16 protein-coding genes and 1 pseudogene are annotated in these 16,708 nt (G+C 59.9%); 12 read left to right on the top strand and 5 right to left on the bottom strand.

From position 1 onward, the window contains the following. Positions 1 to 5 precede the first annotated feature (5 nt). Positions 6 to 842, top strand: a complete 837-nt coding sequence (locus ACP0KA_RS14230; protein WP_424629404.1) for an extracellular solute-binding protein — start codon at positions 6 to 8, stop codon at positions 840 to 842. 27 nt (positions 843 to 869) lie between these two features. On the opposite strand, the gene ACP0KA_RS14235 is transcribed toward ACP0KA_RS14230, so the two are convergent. The 3 genes and pseudogenes from ACP0KA_RS14235 to ACP0KA_RS14245 all read right to left on the bottom strand — a co-directional run bounded on the left by ACP0KA_RS14235 (position 870) and on the right by ACP0KA_RS14245 (position 4,357). Further along, entirely contained in the window at positions 870 to 1,175 is a 306-nt protein-coding gene (locus ACP0KA_RS14235) for a hypothetical protein (RefSeq protein WP_424629405.1), read from the bottom strand. A gap of 145 nt (positions 1,176 to 1,320) precedes the next feature. Next, positions 1,321 to 2,157, bottom strand: a pseudogene (locus ACP0KA_RS14240) (Mrp/NBP35 family ATP-binding protein); the annotation flags it as partial. A gap of 208 nt (positions 2,158 to 2,365) precedes the next feature. Further along, complete coding sequence (locus tag ACP0KA_RS14245) at positions 2,366 to 4,357, bottom strand: 4Fe-4S binding protein (protein WP_424631606.1); 1,992 nt, start codon at positions 4,355 to 4,357, stop codon at positions 2,366 to 2,368. 201 nt (positions 4,358 to 4,558) lie between these two features. On the opposite strand from ACP0KA_RS14245, the gene ACP0KA_RS14250 reads away from it, so the two are divergent. The 11 genes from ACP0KA_RS14250 to ACP0KA_RS14300 all read left to right on the top strand — a co-directional run bounded on the left by ACP0KA_RS14250 (position 4,559) and on the right by ACP0KA_RS14300 (position 14,825). Continuing rightward, entirely contained in the window at positions 4,559 to 5,323 is a 765-nt protein-coding gene (locus ACP0KA_RS14250; protein ID WP_424629406.1) for a biotin/lipoate--protein ligase family protein, read from the top strand. Beyond that, entirely contained in the window at positions 5,320 to 5,889 is a 570-nt protein-coding gene (locus tag ACP0KA_RS14255; protein WP_424629407.1) for a DUF6505 family protein, read from the top strand. Before ACP0KA_RS14250 ends, ACP0KA_RS14255 begins: the two co-directional genes overlap by 4 nt. Next, positions 5,886 to 6,899 (top strand): DUF6352 family protein, encoded by a 1,014-nt coding sequence (locus ACP0KA_RS14260; protein ID WP_424629408.1) that lies wholly within the window; start codon positions 5,886 to 5,888, stop codon positions 6,897 to 6,899. The genes ACP0KA_RS14255 and ACP0KA_RS14260 overlap by 4 nt, the downstream gene beginning before the upstream one ends. 24 nt (positions 6,900 to 6,923) lie before the next feature. Beyond that, the gene (locus ACP0KA_RS14265; RefSeq protein WP_424629409.1) at positions 6,924 to 7,436 is read left to right on the top strand and encodes a DUF3305 domain-containing protein; all 513 of its coding nucleotides are present in this window, start codon (positions 6,924 to 6,926) and stop codon (positions 7,434 to 7,436) included. After that, positions 7,433 to 8,146, top strand: a complete 714-nt coding sequence (locus ACP0KA_RS14270; protein WP_424629410.1) for a DUF3306 domain-containing protein — start codon at positions 7,433 to 7,435, stop codon at positions 8,144 to 8,146. Before ACP0KA_RS14265 ends, ACP0KA_RS14270 begins: the two co-directional genes overlap by 4 nt. Positions 8,147 to 8,258: 112 nt before the next feature. Beyond that, positions 8,259 to 9,041, top strand: a complete 783-nt coding sequence (locus ACP0KA_RS14275) for a Cro/CI family transcriptional regulator (RefSeq protein WP_424629411.1) — start codon at positions 8,259 to 8,261, stop codon at positions 9,039 to 9,041. Positions 9,042 to 9,081: 40 nt separating this feature from the next. Continuing rightward, the gene (locus ACP0KA_RS14280) at positions 9,082 to 9,318 is read left to right on the top strand and encodes a hypothetical protein (protein ID WP_424629412.1); all 237 of its coding nucleotides are present in this window, start codon (positions 9,082 to 9,084) and stop codon (positions 9,316 to 9,318) included. Positions 9,319 to 9,331: 13 nt separating this feature from the next. Further along, complete coding sequence (locus tag ACP0KA_RS14285) at positions 9,332 to 12,298, top strand: formate dehydrogenase subunit alpha (RefSeq protein WP_424629413.1); 2,967 nt, start codon at positions 9,332 to 9,334, stop codon at positions 12,296 to 12,298. 14 nt (positions 12,299 to 12,312) lie between these two features. Then, positions 12,313 to 12,909: a formate dehydrogenase FDH3 subunit beta gene (gene fdh3B / locus ACP0KA_RS14290; RefSeq protein ID WP_424629414.1), complete on the top strand. Its 597-nt coding sequence runs from the start codon at positions 12,313 to 12,315 to the stop codon at positions 12,907 to 12,909. A gap of 79 nt (positions 12,910 to 12,988) precedes the next feature. Beyond that, complete coding sequence (locus ACP0KA_RS14295; protein WP_424629415.1) at positions 12,989 to 14,005, top strand: formate dehydrogenase subunit gamma; 1,017 nt, start codon at positions 12,989 to 12,991, stop codon at positions 14,003 to 14,005. A 445-nt stretch (positions 14,006 to 14,450) separates the two neighbouring features. Beyond that, positions 14,451 to 14,825: a gamma-butyrobetaine hydroxylase-like domain-containing protein gene (locus ACP0KA_RS14300; protein WP_424629416.1), complete on the top strand. Its 375-nt coding sequence runs from the start codon at positions 14,451 to 14,453 to the stop codon at positions 14,823 to 14,825. Between the two features lie 92 nt (positions 14,826 to 14,917). On the opposite strand, the gene ACP0KA_RS14305 is transcribed toward ACP0KA_RS14300, so the two are convergent. Together ACP0KA_RS14305 and ACP0KA_RS14310 are read right to left on the bottom strand one after the other, a co-directional pair. Continuing rightward, complete coding sequence (locus ACP0KA_RS14305) at positions 14,918 to 15,769, bottom strand: SDR family NAD(P)-dependent oxidoreductase (RefSeq protein ID WP_424631607.1); 852 nt, start codon at positions 15,767 to 15,769, stop codon at positions 14,918 to 14,920. Between the two features lie 254 nt (positions 15,770 to 16,023). Continuing rightward, positions 16,024 to 16,647, bottom strand: a complete 624-nt coding sequence (locus ACP0KA_RS14310) for a hypothetical protein (protein ID WP_424629417.1) — start codon at positions 16,645 to 16,647, stop codon at positions 16,024 to 16,026. Between the last annotated feature and the right edge of the window lie 61 nt (positions 16,648 to 16,708).

Consider the following 16,708-nt stretch of genomic DNA (forward strand, 5'->3'; position numbering starts at 1 on the left):
ACATCATGAAACGCCATTTCGCTGCTTTTTCCGTTGCGCTTTCGCTCTTCGCGGCTGCGTTCGCAACACCGGCTTCTGCGCAGGACAAATCGATCGTCGTCGCGTCAACCACATCGACACAGGACTCCGGCTTGTTCGGTCACATCCTGCCCTTGTTCAAGGCCAAGACCGGCATCGAGGTGAAGGTGATTGCGCAAGGCACCGGCCAGGCGCTGGACACCGCGCGCCGCGGCGATGCCGATGTCGTTTTCGTGCACGCCAAGCCGCAGGAAGAAAAGTTCGTCGCCGAAGGGCACGGCGTGAAGCGCTTCGATGTCATGTACAATGACTTCGTTCTCATCGGCCCGAAAAGCGATCCCGCGGGCGTCGCTGGATCGAAGGACATCGTCACCGCACTGAAAACCATTCAGGAAAAAGCACAGCCATTCGTCTCGCGCGGCGACAAATCCGGCACCCATGCGGCGGAACTTGCGCTGTGGAAGCAGGCGGGAATCGATATCGAGAAAGCCAAGGGCCCGTGGTACCGCGAGATCGGCCAGGGCATGGGTGCTGCACTCAACACGGCTGGTGCGATGAATGCCTATGTCCTTTCCGATCGTGGCACGTGGCTCTCCTTCAAGAACCCGGGCGATCTTGTGATCGCGGTCGAAGGCGACAGGCGGTTGTTCAATCAGTATGGCGTCATCCTCGTGAACCCGGAGAAGCATCCTTCGGTCAAGAAGGACCTTGGCCAGACTTTTATCGACTGGTTGCTGTCATCCGAGGGACAGGCCGCCATCGCAGCCTATCAAGTCAACGGCAAGCAACTGTTCTTTCCGAATGCCGAGAAAAAGGCGTCCTGAGAAATCAGGCCGCGCAAAGCGACCAACTTACTTTTTTGTTTCCGGCGGGCAGTCGGGCCGTGCTTCCATCGGCTTGCCATCACTCTGTACAGTCGGCGCGGCGGAACTGGCGTGTCCGCCGGCCGACGGCAGAATGGCGCTCTTTTCCATCGCGGTTGAAGTCCCGGTGGTCTTGTCGGCATTGCCGGTGGTGGTGGATGGCGCTGCTGTGTTGCAGCTTGTTTCGGTTTTGTCGCTGCTGGGCGAATTGGCGGCAGGCGCGTTCGTCTGTGCTAGCGACGGTGTTGCAGAGAGAGCGCCTGCACAGGCAGCCGCGAGAATTAGAAGACGCATGTCAACCTCTTGTCGGTTGAGAGGAGCGAGCAAAACATCCTCTTCAACGTCCTGCGATCGAGGCTGTTCCTGGAAACGAGGCTCCGGCGTGCCGGGAATGCGCCGGGACTGAGCGTCAAAATGACGCTGGTGGACCCTAGCGGTTTCACTCGATCACGATGCGGGGCGCGGGTCTGCTTGCGGCACCGGTGGTGACAGTCATCCAGAGCTGACGTGCGATATCGATGTAGCGCTTGGCATGAACACCTTCAGGGTCGATCGCAACGATCGGACGCCCGTCGTCCGTGGTTTGGCGAATCGCCATATCGAGCGGAATCTCCCCGAGGAAAGGAATGCCCCGCTTCTCTGCCTCAAGCCGCGCGCCGCCGTGGCCGAAAATCGGTATAACGCGGTTGCAGGCCGGGCAGCAAAAGCTCGACATGTTTTCGATCAGCCCCAGCAGCGGCACGCTGACTTTCTTGAACATCTCGATGCCGCGGCGGGCGTCGATCAATGCGATGTCCTGCGGCGTCGAGACGATGACCGCGCCCGCAAGGGGTGTCTGCTGCGCCATCGTCAGTTGCGCGTCGCCGGTCCCCGGCGGCATGTCGACGACAAGAATGTCGAGGTCTTTCCAGGCGACCTCGCGCAGCATCTGTGTGATCGCCGCAATGACCATCGGCCCGCGCCAGATCATCGCGCTGTCTTCCTCAACCAGAAATCCGATCGACATCAGCTGGACGCCGAAGCGCTCCATCGGCTCCAACATGCGCGGACCGATAAGGCGCGGCTTGCCACGCACGCCGAACATCTTCGGTTGCGAGGGGCCGTAAATGTCCGCATCGAGCAGCCCGACCTTCAATCCCATCGCGGCAAAGCCCAGCGCAAGATTGCACGATGTCGTCGACTTGCCGACACCGCCCTTGCCGGACGCCACGGCGATGACATGCCGGATGCCGGGAATTCCCGCGGGCTTTGTCGACGCGGGTGTGCCGGGATGCGGGTGGGGAATGGACAAGCAGATCTCCTGATCGCGCGTGCGCCGATGCGCTAGTGTGGCGGTTCTGAAGTCCGCATCATTCGTGCGGCGAGTCTGCAATGCGGACTTCAGAACCAAAGCCACACTAGAATAGTAACCTGCTAGAGTCCTTCGATTCCGAAGTTCGCAAACGAACGAGCAGCGCAATGATGCGAACTTCGGAATCGGGACTCTAGTGCGATCCGGACGGATCGTTCTTCTTGGCTTCGCGTGCGCGTAAGTAGTCCTCGGTCGACATCACGGGCGGGCGCTGTGGCGCTGTGTGCGGATCGAAACTCTCATTGACCACGGCTTCGACGCGGCAATCCGCACACATCTTGATGACATCCAGCCGCCGCGCGTTCGCACCCTGGAACATCCAGTGCTTGTCCTGCAGTTTCGATAGCACGCGTTCGATCGAACTTCGGGTTCCGAACGGTGCGCCGCAGGCGATGCAATGGAAGGGCTCTTCTTCCTTGAGTACGCGTAGCGGCGCGTTCCAGGCCTGGAAATCGAAGCGCGGCTCTAGGGTGATGACATCCTCCGGACATGTGGCCTCGCAAAGCCCGCACTGAACGCAAAGACTCTCCGTGAAGCGCAACATGGCGCGGTCGGGGTTGTCCGACAGCGCGTGTGTGGGACATGCGGTCACGCAGGCGTGGCAGAGCGTGCAGCCCTCGACGTTCAACTGCACAGTGCCAAACGGCGCACCGGGTGCCAGCGGGACGACGTCGACAGGCGAGGGCGCGGCAAGATGCAACTCGCGGAATGTCGTCTCCAGCACACTCCGTTTGGCGCCGCGCGGAATAAAGCTCGCAGGGGTTTCAGTGGCGATGCCTGCGGGCATGGCATCGAGGAGCGCGCGCAGTCGGTCGGGATCGTCGGTCTCGATCACGCGGACGATGCCTTCGCCGAAGCCGAGCGCTGCGACGATGGTTCCTGAAATCTGCGCGGCGCGATGAAGCCCGGCGGTTTCATGCCGGGGCCGCGACCGCATGAGCAGCGCAACGCCTGCGCCGCCATAGGCAAAGACGGCAGCGATGGCTTCCGGCCCGAGCTGCGTGACCTCGTTGACGCGGAGCGGCAGAACATTCGCCGGCAGCCCATCGCCGAACCGGGCGAGTGCATCAATCAGCGGTTCTCCGTGATCGCCGTCATGGAACAACACGACGGCACTTTCTCCGCCGGCCTTGCGGTATGTTTGCAGCAAGGTCCGCAACCGCCGCATCAACGCGTCGACGCTCGGCAGTGAATAGGACGCGGCGCCAGTCGGACAGACCGACGCGCATGATCCGCAGCCCGCGCACACGTTGGGATCGATGGCGACGGCATCGCCGTTTGGCGTGATCGCCCCCGTCGGACACAAATCGAGGCAGCGCGTGCAGCCGATGATATTGGAGCGGGAATGTGCGCAGAGCGAATCTTCAAAGTGGATGAAGCGCGGCTTGTCGAAGGTGCCGACAAGATTGCTCGCATCTGCAATCGCGCGTTCTACGGCGGCTCGGTCGCGGGGATCGGCGCGCACATAACCGGGCCGCAATTCGTGGGCCGGAAACAGCGGCAGACCGCCGCTGAGGTCAAGAATGAGATCGCACGTCGAGGTCGCGCCGTTGTGAGCGGTTCCAAACAATAACTTGCTGCGGGAAGATGGCGAGGGAAGCGCATAATCGTCGATGGTGAGTTCGAATTTTCCGAGATATCCGCGCGCATTGCGGATCGTGCCTTTGAGTACCGGAAATTCATTGACCGCACGCGGCGTCACATCTTTGGGCTTGGTGAGAATGACCGTGATGTCGAGACGATCGGCGAGGCGCTTGGCCGCATCCACAGCCACATCGTCGCAGCCGTAGATCAGCGCGACGCCGCCGCTTTCGAGCGTCACCAGCGAGATCGGAGGCATCTCTTCAGAGGCTGCTGCGATCAAGGCCGCGGCCTTTGGCCCTGCCGCTGCGGCATCTTTGGACCAGCCGCCGGTTTCGCGAATGTTGACGAAGGTGAGAGGAGTTTGAGGAAAATCTTCGGCGACTTCCTTGAACAGTGGGGCTTCCTGCGTGCACGCCACCGTGATCTGCGCGCCCTCGGCCAATGCGGCCTTGAATTTATCGAGCTCCAGACCGCAAAGCTGGTTTGCCTGCGTCATGTTTGCCGCACAGCCGCGACCGATCGCCTGCACGTCGAGCGGCATGGTCTTTTCGCAACTGCAAATCAGAAGGCAGGACTTTGAGCCACTCATGTTTGACGACCTTGAATTGTTTCCAAGCCGCGCAACAATCTCGCTGTTCATTACATGGTGCCGAATATGTGTTCCGTACAGGCACTCCGGCCACCTTGACCGAGAAAGCATAGACTGTCCAACTACAAAGGGTTGGAGAAAATTGGTCGGATGATGAATTCGCGTCCCACCCACACACAGGAGCCGCTCGACCTGCCTCCGGGCTATACGCTCGTCGCGCTGCGCGAGCACGGTGACGCATTTGCTCATGGCTGCGACATTGCCGGGGAGGCCGGTGCCGGAACGCTGGTTTGGGTCCGTCGCTACGACCTCGTCGAGTTCGCCGTCGTGCTTGAGCCGGACGAGCCACTGGCGTCGGCGCGCCGCGCATTCTTTGCCGGAATGAATGCGACCACGGATGCCATCGCGGCCCATTGCCCGCCCGAGCGTCAGGTGGAGTTTATCTGGCCGGATACAATCCTGTTCGATGGCGGCGTGCTGGGTGGCGCGCGGCTTGGCTGGCCGAAGGACTGTGGCGAGACAGAAGTGCCGGCATGGCTGGTGTTCGGCGTCATCCTGCGCGCGGCGGACATGGCGCATATTGAAGAAGCCGAGGCCGCGCGTGGAGTTGCGCTTCTGAACGAGGGTTTCGAGATGGTCGATACGGAGGCGATCATCGGCAGTTTTGCCCGCCATCTCATGACGGCATTCGATCAATGGAATGAGCGCGGTTTCGATCCACTGGCGCGCGACTATCTGGAGAGGCTGTCCAAGGAGACCACTAACGAGCGGCGGCGTATCGATGTGAATGGTGATCTCCTCAAAACGACTGCGACGAATGGACCGCCAGTGCGGAACAGTCTTGTTGAGAGGCTCGCGAAGGTCGCGTGGTACGATCCTGTCAATCGAGCTCCGAAATTAGGGTGGAGCGGATCATGAAACTTCCGCGCGCGATTAGGCTCGATCCGTCGGACACGTTTGTGTTTGAGCGCGCTGCCGAGCCGGGCGAATGGGCCGTATCGGGCGCCTTTGTGTTCTGGAATTGCGATTTCGCCGCGCTCGGACAGAAGCAGCGCGTTGCGCTACGCTCCGGCTTTCTTGGTGTCGACAGCCTTGGGTGGTCCACGCTGGCTGTCGTCACCGATGCAACGGACGCTGAAAGGTCTGCTATCGTCGAACGGCTCGCCGCGCATCTGATCGCGAGATTCGGTGCGCCGAATATGGATGTTGCGCGTGCAGCGGCCGAAGACGAAGTCACCTTCGCGTCGTCGTTGTGCGATCATTCGCCGCAGACGATCTTGGCAGTGCAACGAACTGTTGAAGGTGGCGAAATCCGGGAGCGATTCCGCACGCTCAAGCCGCGGGCGATGGAGCCGGGTGGGGATCGATTGCACAGCCACGCCCCCGCCTTTACCTTTCATGAGGTCGAGGGCGATGAGCCAATCGAGGAGGTCGACCTTCTCGGGCTTCGCGACACCGGACATATCAAGGCGGACGGCACATGAGAGAATTCTGGGTCGCCTCGGGTCACCATCTGACGCGCCGGACCAGCCACGGCGGGCTGACTGCGACGCCTGAACTGTTCATGGCGTATCTGGCGCGCCCGGAGTTGATGCCGCCTGATGAGGCGTGCGATGCCGAGCGCAACCTGCATGCGAGCCTGCTGGCTGACCCGTTTCGTCCAGTTGCAAAGGCCGATATTGCCGCGCTTGCGGATGCCGACGCGCGCGAGAACTGGACTTTCATGATGGCATTTCGTGACCGGATTCTAGCGGCTCCCTCGCTTGAAGCGGTGTATGTATCGCTCGCGCGCAACGGCGCCAGCGATGTGCCGCCAATTTTTCTCTCGCAACTGTGCCACCTTATCCTGCGTAATGCACTTGATGGGTGCGACGACCCCTATGTGCTGCGCGCCGCAGAACTGTTCTATCGCGCCCAGAGAGCTACGATTCACGAGGGCTCGCTGTTGTTGGCCGATGCCGAAGTCGTCGAGGCGCAGTACAACGCACAGCAAGATCTTCATTCTTCGCCGCTGACCGCAATGCTGCATCCGCAAGCGTTCGGCGAAATGGACGTCATGGATGACGACAATGCCTGGACCTACTGGTCGCAGTCGGACGCCCATGCAATGGTCATGAATATCGGCGGCAATCCCAAGGCGCGAGATGGGTTGAGCCGCGTGATCGAACGCTGGATTGCTCACCTTCTCGGCGTCGCCGTGAAGGTCGAATCGACGGCATCGATCGAGGATCGTGATTGGCGCTGGTTTGTCGGCCTCGACAGTGACGGCACCAGAATAGGCAATGCTTTGTGGAACGGCGACGTCGCAGGGGCAGATGCTGCCGGAGGGATCGTTGCCCTGATGCGCCTGACCTTCGAAGATGCGCACATTGTCGATGAGCGCGTCGGAGCCAAGCCGATCTATCTCATTCTGGCGATGGACACGGACAAGATGGTGCGGCTGAAGCCACAGAATCTTGTCGTCGGTTTGCCGCTCGCGGCGAATGTCGCATGATTTGTTAGAAACGGGAGGTCAACCATGACAATGACCGAGGCATCCCGAGAGGTCGGCGTGGTGCTTCGCCGCCGTGCGATCGATAATCCCTGGATCGATCATGTGTGGTCGCCGGTGACGGTTCTTGAAGAGGTTCCCTCGACTGCGCCGTGGACGATGCTGTCGCAGGATTCTGAGGCGACATTGTACTATGCTGGCTGCGCGACGATCGAGTTGTTCCGCGCGGAGACGGCGAACTATCGTGACAATCTTGCCGATGGTGCGCCTCAGATATGGGTTGCGCTTCGCCGTCAGGGCGGCGGACCGGAGCTTGAGCTCACGAAGGTGACCGCCGATCCGACCGAAGGGGAAGCGATGTTTGAAAGCGGCACCGATGTGATTGGCACGGTCCCGATGCCACCGGATATCGCGTCCTGGGTCGCAGCCTTTGTCGATAAGTTTCATGTCGAGCACGTCTTCCACAAGCGCACGCGCGATCGGGTAAATGTCGATCGCAAACCTGGCGAAGATCTGCCCGGTGGTAAGGATGGCGCATGAGTGAAGACGAGCAGGATAACGGCAAGGACTTTCTGTCGCGCTGGTCGCAACGCAAGCGCGAGGCAAAGCTTCAGGACACGGGCGATGCCGTTGCAAAGCCGCTGGAGGATACGGAAGCTCAAACTGGACTGACGACCGAAGGCGCTGCTGACGAGCCGTTCGACCTATCCAGTCTGCCGAAGTTGGAAGACATCACGGAGGTCACCGATATCACCGCGTTCCTGCGTAGGGGCGTGCCTGAGAGTTTGCGGAATGCGGCTTTGCGAAAGGCCTGGGCGTCGGATTCCGCGATCCGCAATTACGTGAACCCTGCGCTCGATTACGCCTATGATTGGAATACGCCGGGTGGTGTGCCCGGCAACAGCGAACTCGCACCCGGCACTGACATCGCGAAAATGGTGCAGCAGATCATGGGCAGCGATTCGAAGACGGAAGATGCGGATAGGTCAGACGTCTTGTCTCATCGCCGTGATGCAGTTGAACCGGCGAGCAGCGAGATCGGTATCGATGCACCGGAAGATGTGCAGCCGGACCTATCCCCTCAGCAGTTGAGACTGTCTGACTTGCCGACGGGGCCGACATCCGTATCGAGGCAAGACGAAAATATGAAGCAAGTTCAGGTTGAAAATTCCCGAGTTGAAGAATCCCCTGAGCGCAATGCACCGCAACAACAGGTGCGACGACATGGCACTGCTAAACCAAGGATTTAACTCGCAGTTTTTTGAAGCATAGGACGAACCTATGAGTTAAGTTTAGAACTATACTAGTTCTAGGAAGATGCCTCGTTTGAAAGGCACGGGCGAGGGGAACTCGGTTCGTACCATGCGAGACGCCGGTTTAGAGCAGGCAATCAAAGCAGCAGGCGGCGTTGCGTCGCTGGCAAGAGCTGTTGGCATTTCGCAGCCGTCGGTATCATTGTGGTCGCGCATCCCGGCGGAAAGAGTCCTGACCATTGAGGCGCTGACGAGCGTTCCGCGTTTCATCCTTCGCCCCGATCTCTACGGATCAGCGGGGCCTGGTGTGTCATCCAACATCGATGAAATTGATCAGCTTCGTGCGGCTGAGTACGATTTGCTTTCTCTGCTACTCGGCAAAGCGCCCGATGCGACGACATTGGCGCGCGTTGCGACACTCAAAGGCGATGCATCCGATCTCGGCATGGCGCATGTCGAGCTCGCCGCCGCAGCGACGGAGATGGATGAGCGCGCTGTCAGCAGAGAATTCTTCGATCTGTTTATTGGGTTGGGTCGGGGCGAGGTGCTGCCCTATGCGTCGTATTACCTGACAGGTTTTCTTCACGAGCGTCCTTTGGCGCGCGTCCGCGAAGACTTCGATCTGCTCGGGATCGAGCGGGCAGGTCCATCACGCGAGCCTGAAGATCACATCGCGATCCTGCTTGAAGTCATGGCCAATCTCGCGCGCGGCGGGTTCGATGCAGACTTCGCGATGCAGGCGCGGTTTTTCGAGCGGCATCTGAAGCCCTGGGCGGCGCGGATGTTCGCCGACCTCGAGATATCCAAATCCGCAAAATTCTATCGTGCGGTCGGCCGCTTAGGCCGCGTGTTTATGGAGCTGGAATCGGAGGCCTTCACGCTGTCCGAGTAACGCGGAAGGCCAAACGGAAACTGACTGGAAGGAGATCGCAATGAGCAAGCCCTCCAAGATCCAAACGCTCAAGGGCGAGAGCAAGAGCCCGAAGGTTAAGGGCCTCGATCGCCGTCGTTTCTTCATGATGGGCGGATCGGCTGTCGCAGCCGCTGCGATCGTCCCGATGACCGGCACCGAGGCAGAGGCGGACAGCGAGTCGCAAGCCGACCGCGTCAAGGCCCGCTACAGGCTGACCGATCACGTCAAAAACTTCTATCGCGTCAACCGCTATTGATGGAAACACGCACATGTTGATGAAGCGAAGAGAAGGATCAGCAGGCCGCCCGCGATTGCAAGGCATGGCCGCTGGATTGGCTTCAGGCGTTCTCGACCGCCGCACATTCCTGCGCCGCTCCGGTCTGGTTGCCGGTGCCGGAGCCGCGATCGGACTGGCGCCGCTCGGATCGGTGCGCAAGGCGCAAGCCGGCCCGATGGTCGTCGGTGCACCGACTGAAGTCAGAAAGAACATCTGCACGCATTGCTCCGTGGGCTGCACGGTGATTGCCGAGATTCAGAACGGTGTCTGGGTCGGCCAGGAGCCGGCTTGGGATAGCCCGCTCAATCGCGGTTCACATTGCGCCAAGGGCGCCTCGGTGCGCGAACTGGTGCACGGCGACCGCCGGCTAAAATATCCGATGAAACTGGTCAACGGCGAGTGGCAGAAGATCGCATGGGATCAGGCGATCAATGAGATCGGCGACAAGATGCTCGAGATCCGCGGCAAGTCCGGCGCGGACTCCGTGTACCTCCTCGGTTCGGCGAAGTTCTCCAACGAAGGTGGATATCTCTTCCGCAAGTTTGCCGCTTTCTGGGGAACGAATTCGATCGACCACCAAGCGCGTATCTGTCACTCGACGACGGTCGCGGGCGTAGCCAATACATGGGGCTACGGCGCCATGACCAATTCCTACAACGACATTCGGAATTCGAAGACGATCGTCTTTATGGGATCGAACGCAGCCGAGGCGCACCCGGTATCGCTGCAGCACATTCTGACGGGCAAGGAAATCAACCGGGCCAACGTCTTCGTTCTGGATCCGCGCTTCACGCGAACCGCTGCCCACGCGACCGAATATGTTCGTTTCCGTGGCGGCACCGATATCGCGGTGATCTGGGGCCTGTTGCACCACATCTTCAACAATGGCTGGGAAGATAAGGAGTTCATTGCCCAGCGTGTTTACGGCATGGATCAGATTCGTGCCGAGGTCGCGAAGTGGACGCCCGAGGAGGTAGAGCGGGTCACCGGCATCCCGGGCGAACAGATGAAGAAAATTGCCGAGACCTTCGCGAAGGTGAAGCCCGCCTGCTTTATCTGGTGCATGGGTGGAACGCAGCACACCGTCGGCACCGCGAACGTGCGCGCTTATTGCACATTGCTGCTCGCAACCGGCAATGTCGGCTCCTTCGGGACGGGCGCCAACATCTTCCGCGGCCACTGCAACGTGCAAGGGGCGACCGACATCGGTCTCGATATCACATCGCTGCCGCTCTACTACGGTCTGGTCGAGGGGGCGTGGAAGCACTGGGCCCGCGTCTGGGAAGTTGACTACGATTACTTCCAGTCGCGGTTCGATGAAGTTCCGGCAAAAGCCGGCCGTCCGGCTCGCACGCGCAAGCAAAACATGGAATTACCGGGCATTCCGTGGACTCGCTGGTTCGATGCGACGCTTGCGAATCCTGACGAAGTCGATCAGCGGGACGTCGTGAAGGGCGTGGTCATTATGGGCCACGGCGGCAATACCATTCCGCGCATGACGGAGATGGTGAAAGGCATCGAGAAGCTCGAGCTCCTGGTGGTGGCCGATCCGCATCCGACGACGTTTGCTGCGATCTCGAACCGCAAGAACGGCACTTACCTTTTGCCGGCCTGTACTCAGTTCGAGACATCGGGCTCACGAACCGCCTCGAACCGCTCGCTGCAATGGGGCGAGATGATCGTGAAGCCGATCTTCGAATCGAAGGACGACTACGAGATCATCTACCTGCTTTCAAAGAAGCTCGGATTTGCCGAGCCGATGTTCAAGAACATCCAGGTGGACAACAATCGCCCATCGCCCGAAGACCTGCTGCGGGAAATCAACCGAGGTGGCTTCTCGACCGGCTATTCCGGTCAATCTCCGGAGCGGCTGAAGGCGCACATGAACAATCAGGGCAAGTTCGATCTGGTGACGCTGCGTGCAAAGGCCGACGAGCCGGAGGTCGGCGGCGATTATTACGGCCTGCCGTGGCCGTGCTGGGGCACACCGCAGATCAAACATCCAGGGACGCATACGCTCTACAACACCAATCTTCATGTGAAGGACGGTGGCGGAACGTTCCGCGCGCGCTTTGGTGTCGTGCGTGAAGAGAAGCAGCCCGACGGCTCGGTCAAGAACGTCAACATGCTGGCCGAGGGATCCTACAGCAAAGGCTCCGAACTGACCGACGGTTACCCCGAGTTCACCTATGGCGTGCTGAAAAAGCTCGGTTGGGACAAGGATCTCACCGAAGATGAACTCGCCACCATCAACAAGATCGGCGGTAACAATCCGGACAGCGTAGGGTGGGCGATCGATCTGTCCGGTGGCATCATCCGCGTGACGCTCGATCACGGCGTGATGGCTTACGGCAACGGCAAGGCCCGCGCGGTAGCGTGGAATCTTCCGGACCCGGTCCCGGTTCATCGCGAGCCGATCTACTCACCGCGTCCTGAGTTGGTTGCCAAATATCCGACACGGCCGGACGGACGTCAGTTCCGCATGGCCAATCTCGGATTCTCGATTCAGAAGGCCGCAGTGGACAAGGGGATCGCGAAGCAATTCCCGATCATCCTCACCACGGGTCGTCTCGTGGAATACGAGGGCGGCGGCGAAGAGACGCGTTCGAACCGTTGGTTGGCTGAATTGCAGCAGGACATGTTCGTCGAGGTGAATACGTCCGACGCCGCCGACCGCGGCATCAGGGATGGCGGTTGGGTGTGGGTCACCGGTGCGGAGAACGGCTCAAAGGCCCGCATGAAAGCCCTCGTCACCGATCGTGTGGGCAAGGGCGTCGCGTATATGCCCTTCCACTTCAGCGGCTGGTTCCAGGGTGTCGATCAGCGCGGCAACTATCCGAAGGGATGCGATCCGATCGTGCTCGGCGAAAGCGCGAACACGATCACGACCTACGGCTACGATCCGGTCACAGGTATGCACGAGGGCAAGGTGTCCCTCTGCCAGATCCAATCGGCGTGAGAGGAGAATAGAAGATGGCTCGCGTCAAATTTCTTTGTGATGCCGACCGTTGCATCGAGTGCAATGCCTGTGTGACGGCCTGCAAGAATGAGCATGAGGTGCCTTGGGGCATCAATCGACGGCGCGTCGTCACGATCAACGACGGCAAACCCGGCGAACGCTCGGTCTCAATGGCTTGCATGCACTGCACAGATGCGCCTTGTGCGGCAGTCTGCCCGGTGTCGTGTTTCTACACCACGGCAGACGGCGTCGTCCTGCACTCGAAGGATCTGTGCATCGGTTGCGGATATTGCTTCTATGCGTGCCCGTTCGGTGCACCACAGTATCCAAAGATCGGAAACTTCGGCTCCCGCGGCAAGATGGACAAGTGCACCTATTGCGCCGGCGGTCCGGAGCCGGATTTCTCGCCAGCGGAATATGCGAAATACGGCGCCAATCGTCTTGCGGAAGGCAAGCTGCCGCTTTGCGCTGAAATGTGCTCGACCAAATCGCTCCTTGCCGGTGACGGCGCCATTATCGCGGAAATCTACAAGGAGCGTGTGATGAAGCGTGGCTACGGTTCGGGCATGTGGGGCTGGAAGACAGCCTATAGCGACTCACCGACGGGCTAGAGAAAGCGCCAAACCGTTCAGCGCCATCGACAGCATCGTGCTTGGGTTTATTTTGAATGGAAACGGGAAGGTTGTGCCGATGTCGATCTCGCTCTCAACCCTCAAGACCGTATGCGCCGCCATTGCGCTGCTGTTCGTGCTTGCGCAGCCGGCTACCGCGCAGCAGTCCTTCAAGCCGACCGCCGACGCTGTTCACGAAGACCAGCTTCTCCAGGCGATCAGGGACGGCGACAAAACTAAAATCACTGGCCGGATCACGATCCCCGACCCGATGGCGTCCAGCCTGATCCAGCCGCTTGGTCGCGATTGGCGTGACTTTCAGCGCTCCAAACTTCCGATTCTCGGCGGCGTCGCCATCCTCGGCATGCTGGCGATTTTGGCGATCTTCCTGGCGATACGCGGGCGTATTCGCATCGAGCACGGCTTTTCCGGTATCAAGATTCTGCGCTTTGCGAGCTTCGAGCGCTTCGTCCATTGGATGACGGCGACGTGTTTTGTCATTCTGGCGCTGTCGGGCCTGAACATCAGCTTTGGGCGCGTGTTGATCTTGCCGCTGTTTGGCGCTGACGCGTTCGCCACGCTGACCGCATGGGGCAAGATCGCACACAACTATCTCGCGTTCCCATTCATGCTCGGCCTCGTGCTGATGTTCTTCATCTGGATCAAGGACAACATCCCGGGCAGGGTCGATTTCATATGGCTTAAGAAGGGCGGCGGCCTACTGAAGAACGGCGAACACCCGCCTGCCAAGCGCTTTAATGCCGGCCAGAAGGGCGTCTTCTGGATGGTTATCGTCGGCGGTGCGTTGATGTCTGTTTCCGGGTGGTTTTTGCTGTTCCCGTATATCCCCGCAAACGTCACCGTGTTGCAGTTCTGGACAATCATTCACGCCGTGATCGCCATGCTTTTCATGGCGGGGATTTTGGCCCACATCTACATCGGCACGGTTGGGATGGAGGGCGCGTTCGATGCGATGGGGACGGGCGAAGTCGATCTCAACTGGGCCGAGCAGCATCACTCGCTCTGGGTCGAGGAGGAAGAGGAGAAAGGCCACGTGCCCGGTACGGGAAGCCCGCGGGCGATGCCTGCGGAGTAGCTAGGTTCGCACCAACGTAAAGGGACTATCAAGCATGGCTGAGTGGTCCCTTTGAGCGTCGGAGTTCAACACGCGGATAAATAGGACCGTGCGGGCCCGCACAAGGCGATCAGTTCTCAGGACTTTCCAACGCGGTTTTCTCCTGACCAGTTAGATCCAACCAGATTGTGGCCAGGATCCCCAACACGAGCTCCGCTTGTTGAGAAAGCAACGTAGCCGGGCTCTTGAAACTTGTTGAGTAACACCGACACCGCGGCAGCTGACAGAGCCGCGAAAACCAATGCGACAATAAAAGTCTTCATGGCATTCCTCTATCAAAGCACCTTACAGTTCCATTTTATGGGCCTGAGAATTGGGCAAAGCAAGCCGTCTGTTGTCGCGCTTGTGCCGCACATGAGCACGAAAACGTGCGCTGCAAGAGATATCATGTGAGTAGGACAGTCGCTTGAGCAGTCCCGTCTGGCCGGTCGAAATTCGCGTCACGAAAGACAGGCGTTCGCTGAACATCACGTTCGACGATGCCTCCAGCTTCACCTTGCCGGCGGAGCTGCTTCGCGTGAACAGCCCCTCGGCGGAGGTTCAGGGGCATTCGGACGCGGAACGAAAGACCGTCGGCGGCAAGCGCAATGTCGCCATCCTCTCGGTCGATCCGGTCGGGAATTACGCGGTGCGGATTGGCTTCGACGACATGCACAACACCGGGATCTATTCCTGGGCCTTTTTGCATGACCTTGGAATGAATGCCGCAGTGCACTTTCAAGAGTATCTCGACAATCTGGCCGCCAAGAACCTGGACCGTGACAAACCCGGCGTTCGTTGAGCCGACAATGTGCGATGCGCCTCGTTGTCCAGGAGGCGCATCCGCCATTGCCCGGCCTCAGGCCTTCCAACGCATTCGCTGGCGGGTCTGCATCATTCGCTCTCCACAAACGCCTTGAACGCCTCGGCGTAGTCCGGATGCCAGCGTGACAACGGCGGGCGGTTCTCGACGATGTCGCCCATGGCCCAGGTCATGCGCTTCTCATCGAGTTTGCGCGGTACGTCGTTGTCCGGGCAGAGGATGTAGAAGTCGTTGGCGGCGAGCCGTTCAATCATGAAATCGACGGTCTGCTCGGCTGTCCAGGCGCCAGTGGGTTTCTCGGTGCGGCCGCGCGCGGTAAGGCCAGTGAAGACGAAGCCCGGAATCAGCAGATGCGCGCTCACCTGGCTCGCGGGCGTGTTGCGCAGTTCGTGCTGCAGCGCCTCGGTGAACGCCTTCACGCCGGCCTTGGCGACATTGTAGGCGGGATCGCCCGGCGGGGTGGTGATGCCCTGCTTGGAGCCGGTGTTGATGATCAGCCCGGGACGCTTGCGCGCGATCATGCTGGGCGCAAACACCTGCGAGCCATTGATGATGCCCCACAGATTGACGCCGAGGATGCGTTCCCAGTTGTCCCGCGGGCCGAACATCTGACTGCCGGGCTGGATGCCCGCATTGTTCATCAGCACGTCGGTGCCGCCGAAACGCTCGTGTACGGCGGCCTCCAGTCGTTGGATCTGTCCGCGGTCGCTGACGTCGGCCTCCATGGTCATGACATCGGAGGCACCATCCGATGCCGCAGCGGCGACAACCGTCGCGGCCTCCGCGAGCCGCGCTTTGCCGAGATCGGCGATGCAGATCTTCAGGCCAAGCTGCGCAAATCGCGCCGCCGCGGCGAGACCAATGCCGGACGCCCCGCCGGTGATGACGGCGACTGAATCGGGGGCAAGAGCGGGATGCGACATGATGAATTCTCCAAGCAACGTTCCAAGTGACGTGATGTCGAAAATAAAGCCGGTGCCCGGAGGCGCATGATCCTTGCTGATACCGCTCAAATGCATCAGGTTTTTGATGCTTGAACTGCGATCCAGCATAACTTGCAATCCAAAACCGGATAGATCGATCAGGAATGGCATCGTGTCCCTGTAGCGCACTGTGGTGAGCTGAAGGGATCAAACAAAGTTGAGCGGCTTTTGGCGGGAGACCATTCAGGATCGGCCTATCTCAGCAATTCTTCCGGCGGTCGCGTTGGATCGTAATCGCGAGGCCCATTCTTTCCGATCAGCCAGACAAGCGGCCAGCACAATCCGGCGCCGGCCATCGCGGCAAAGAGAACCTGGAAGTATCCGGTCACGAACAGCATCACGAGAGACCCCACGACGCAGAGCAGGCAGAGCAGGAGGATGCACACCAGGACCACGTGATAACGCGCGCCCATGTATCCGGCCGTAAAGCGGATTGAGGTGGCGCCCGCTGCAACGAGGCGGGCATGGAAGTCGTGCACGAACGCGCGATAGATGGGCGCTTGTGTCTCGTCGGCGAGGCCACGCGCATTGCTGTCCGAGATGAATAACTGGTAGCCGTCGGCAAATTTGATCAGGCACTTGTTCAGCCCGCCGCCGGATTCCAGATGGACCGAAGCAACGTTCTTGAAGGGGGCGCTGTCGCTTTGCCCATCCAACATCCAGGCAATCCGCTCATCGGTCAGCGTCACACCGCGATTGTCATTGCGGAAATAAAACCGGGATTTTCCGGCTAACACATATACATCGTAGCGGGTTTCGGGATTGGCGGCGGGTGCATTCATGACCGAAGCGTAACTGTGCGCATTGATATTCGCCATATCAGGGCAACGCCCTCCAGTGGACGTCATTGTTCGGACGCAAGTGCCATGTCATCATTGT

It is taken from the genome of Bradyrhizobium sp. SYSU BS000235 (assembly GCF_049747295.1).
GTDB lineage: Bacteria > Pseudomonadota > Alphaproteobacteria > Rhizobiales > Xanthobacteraceae > Afipia.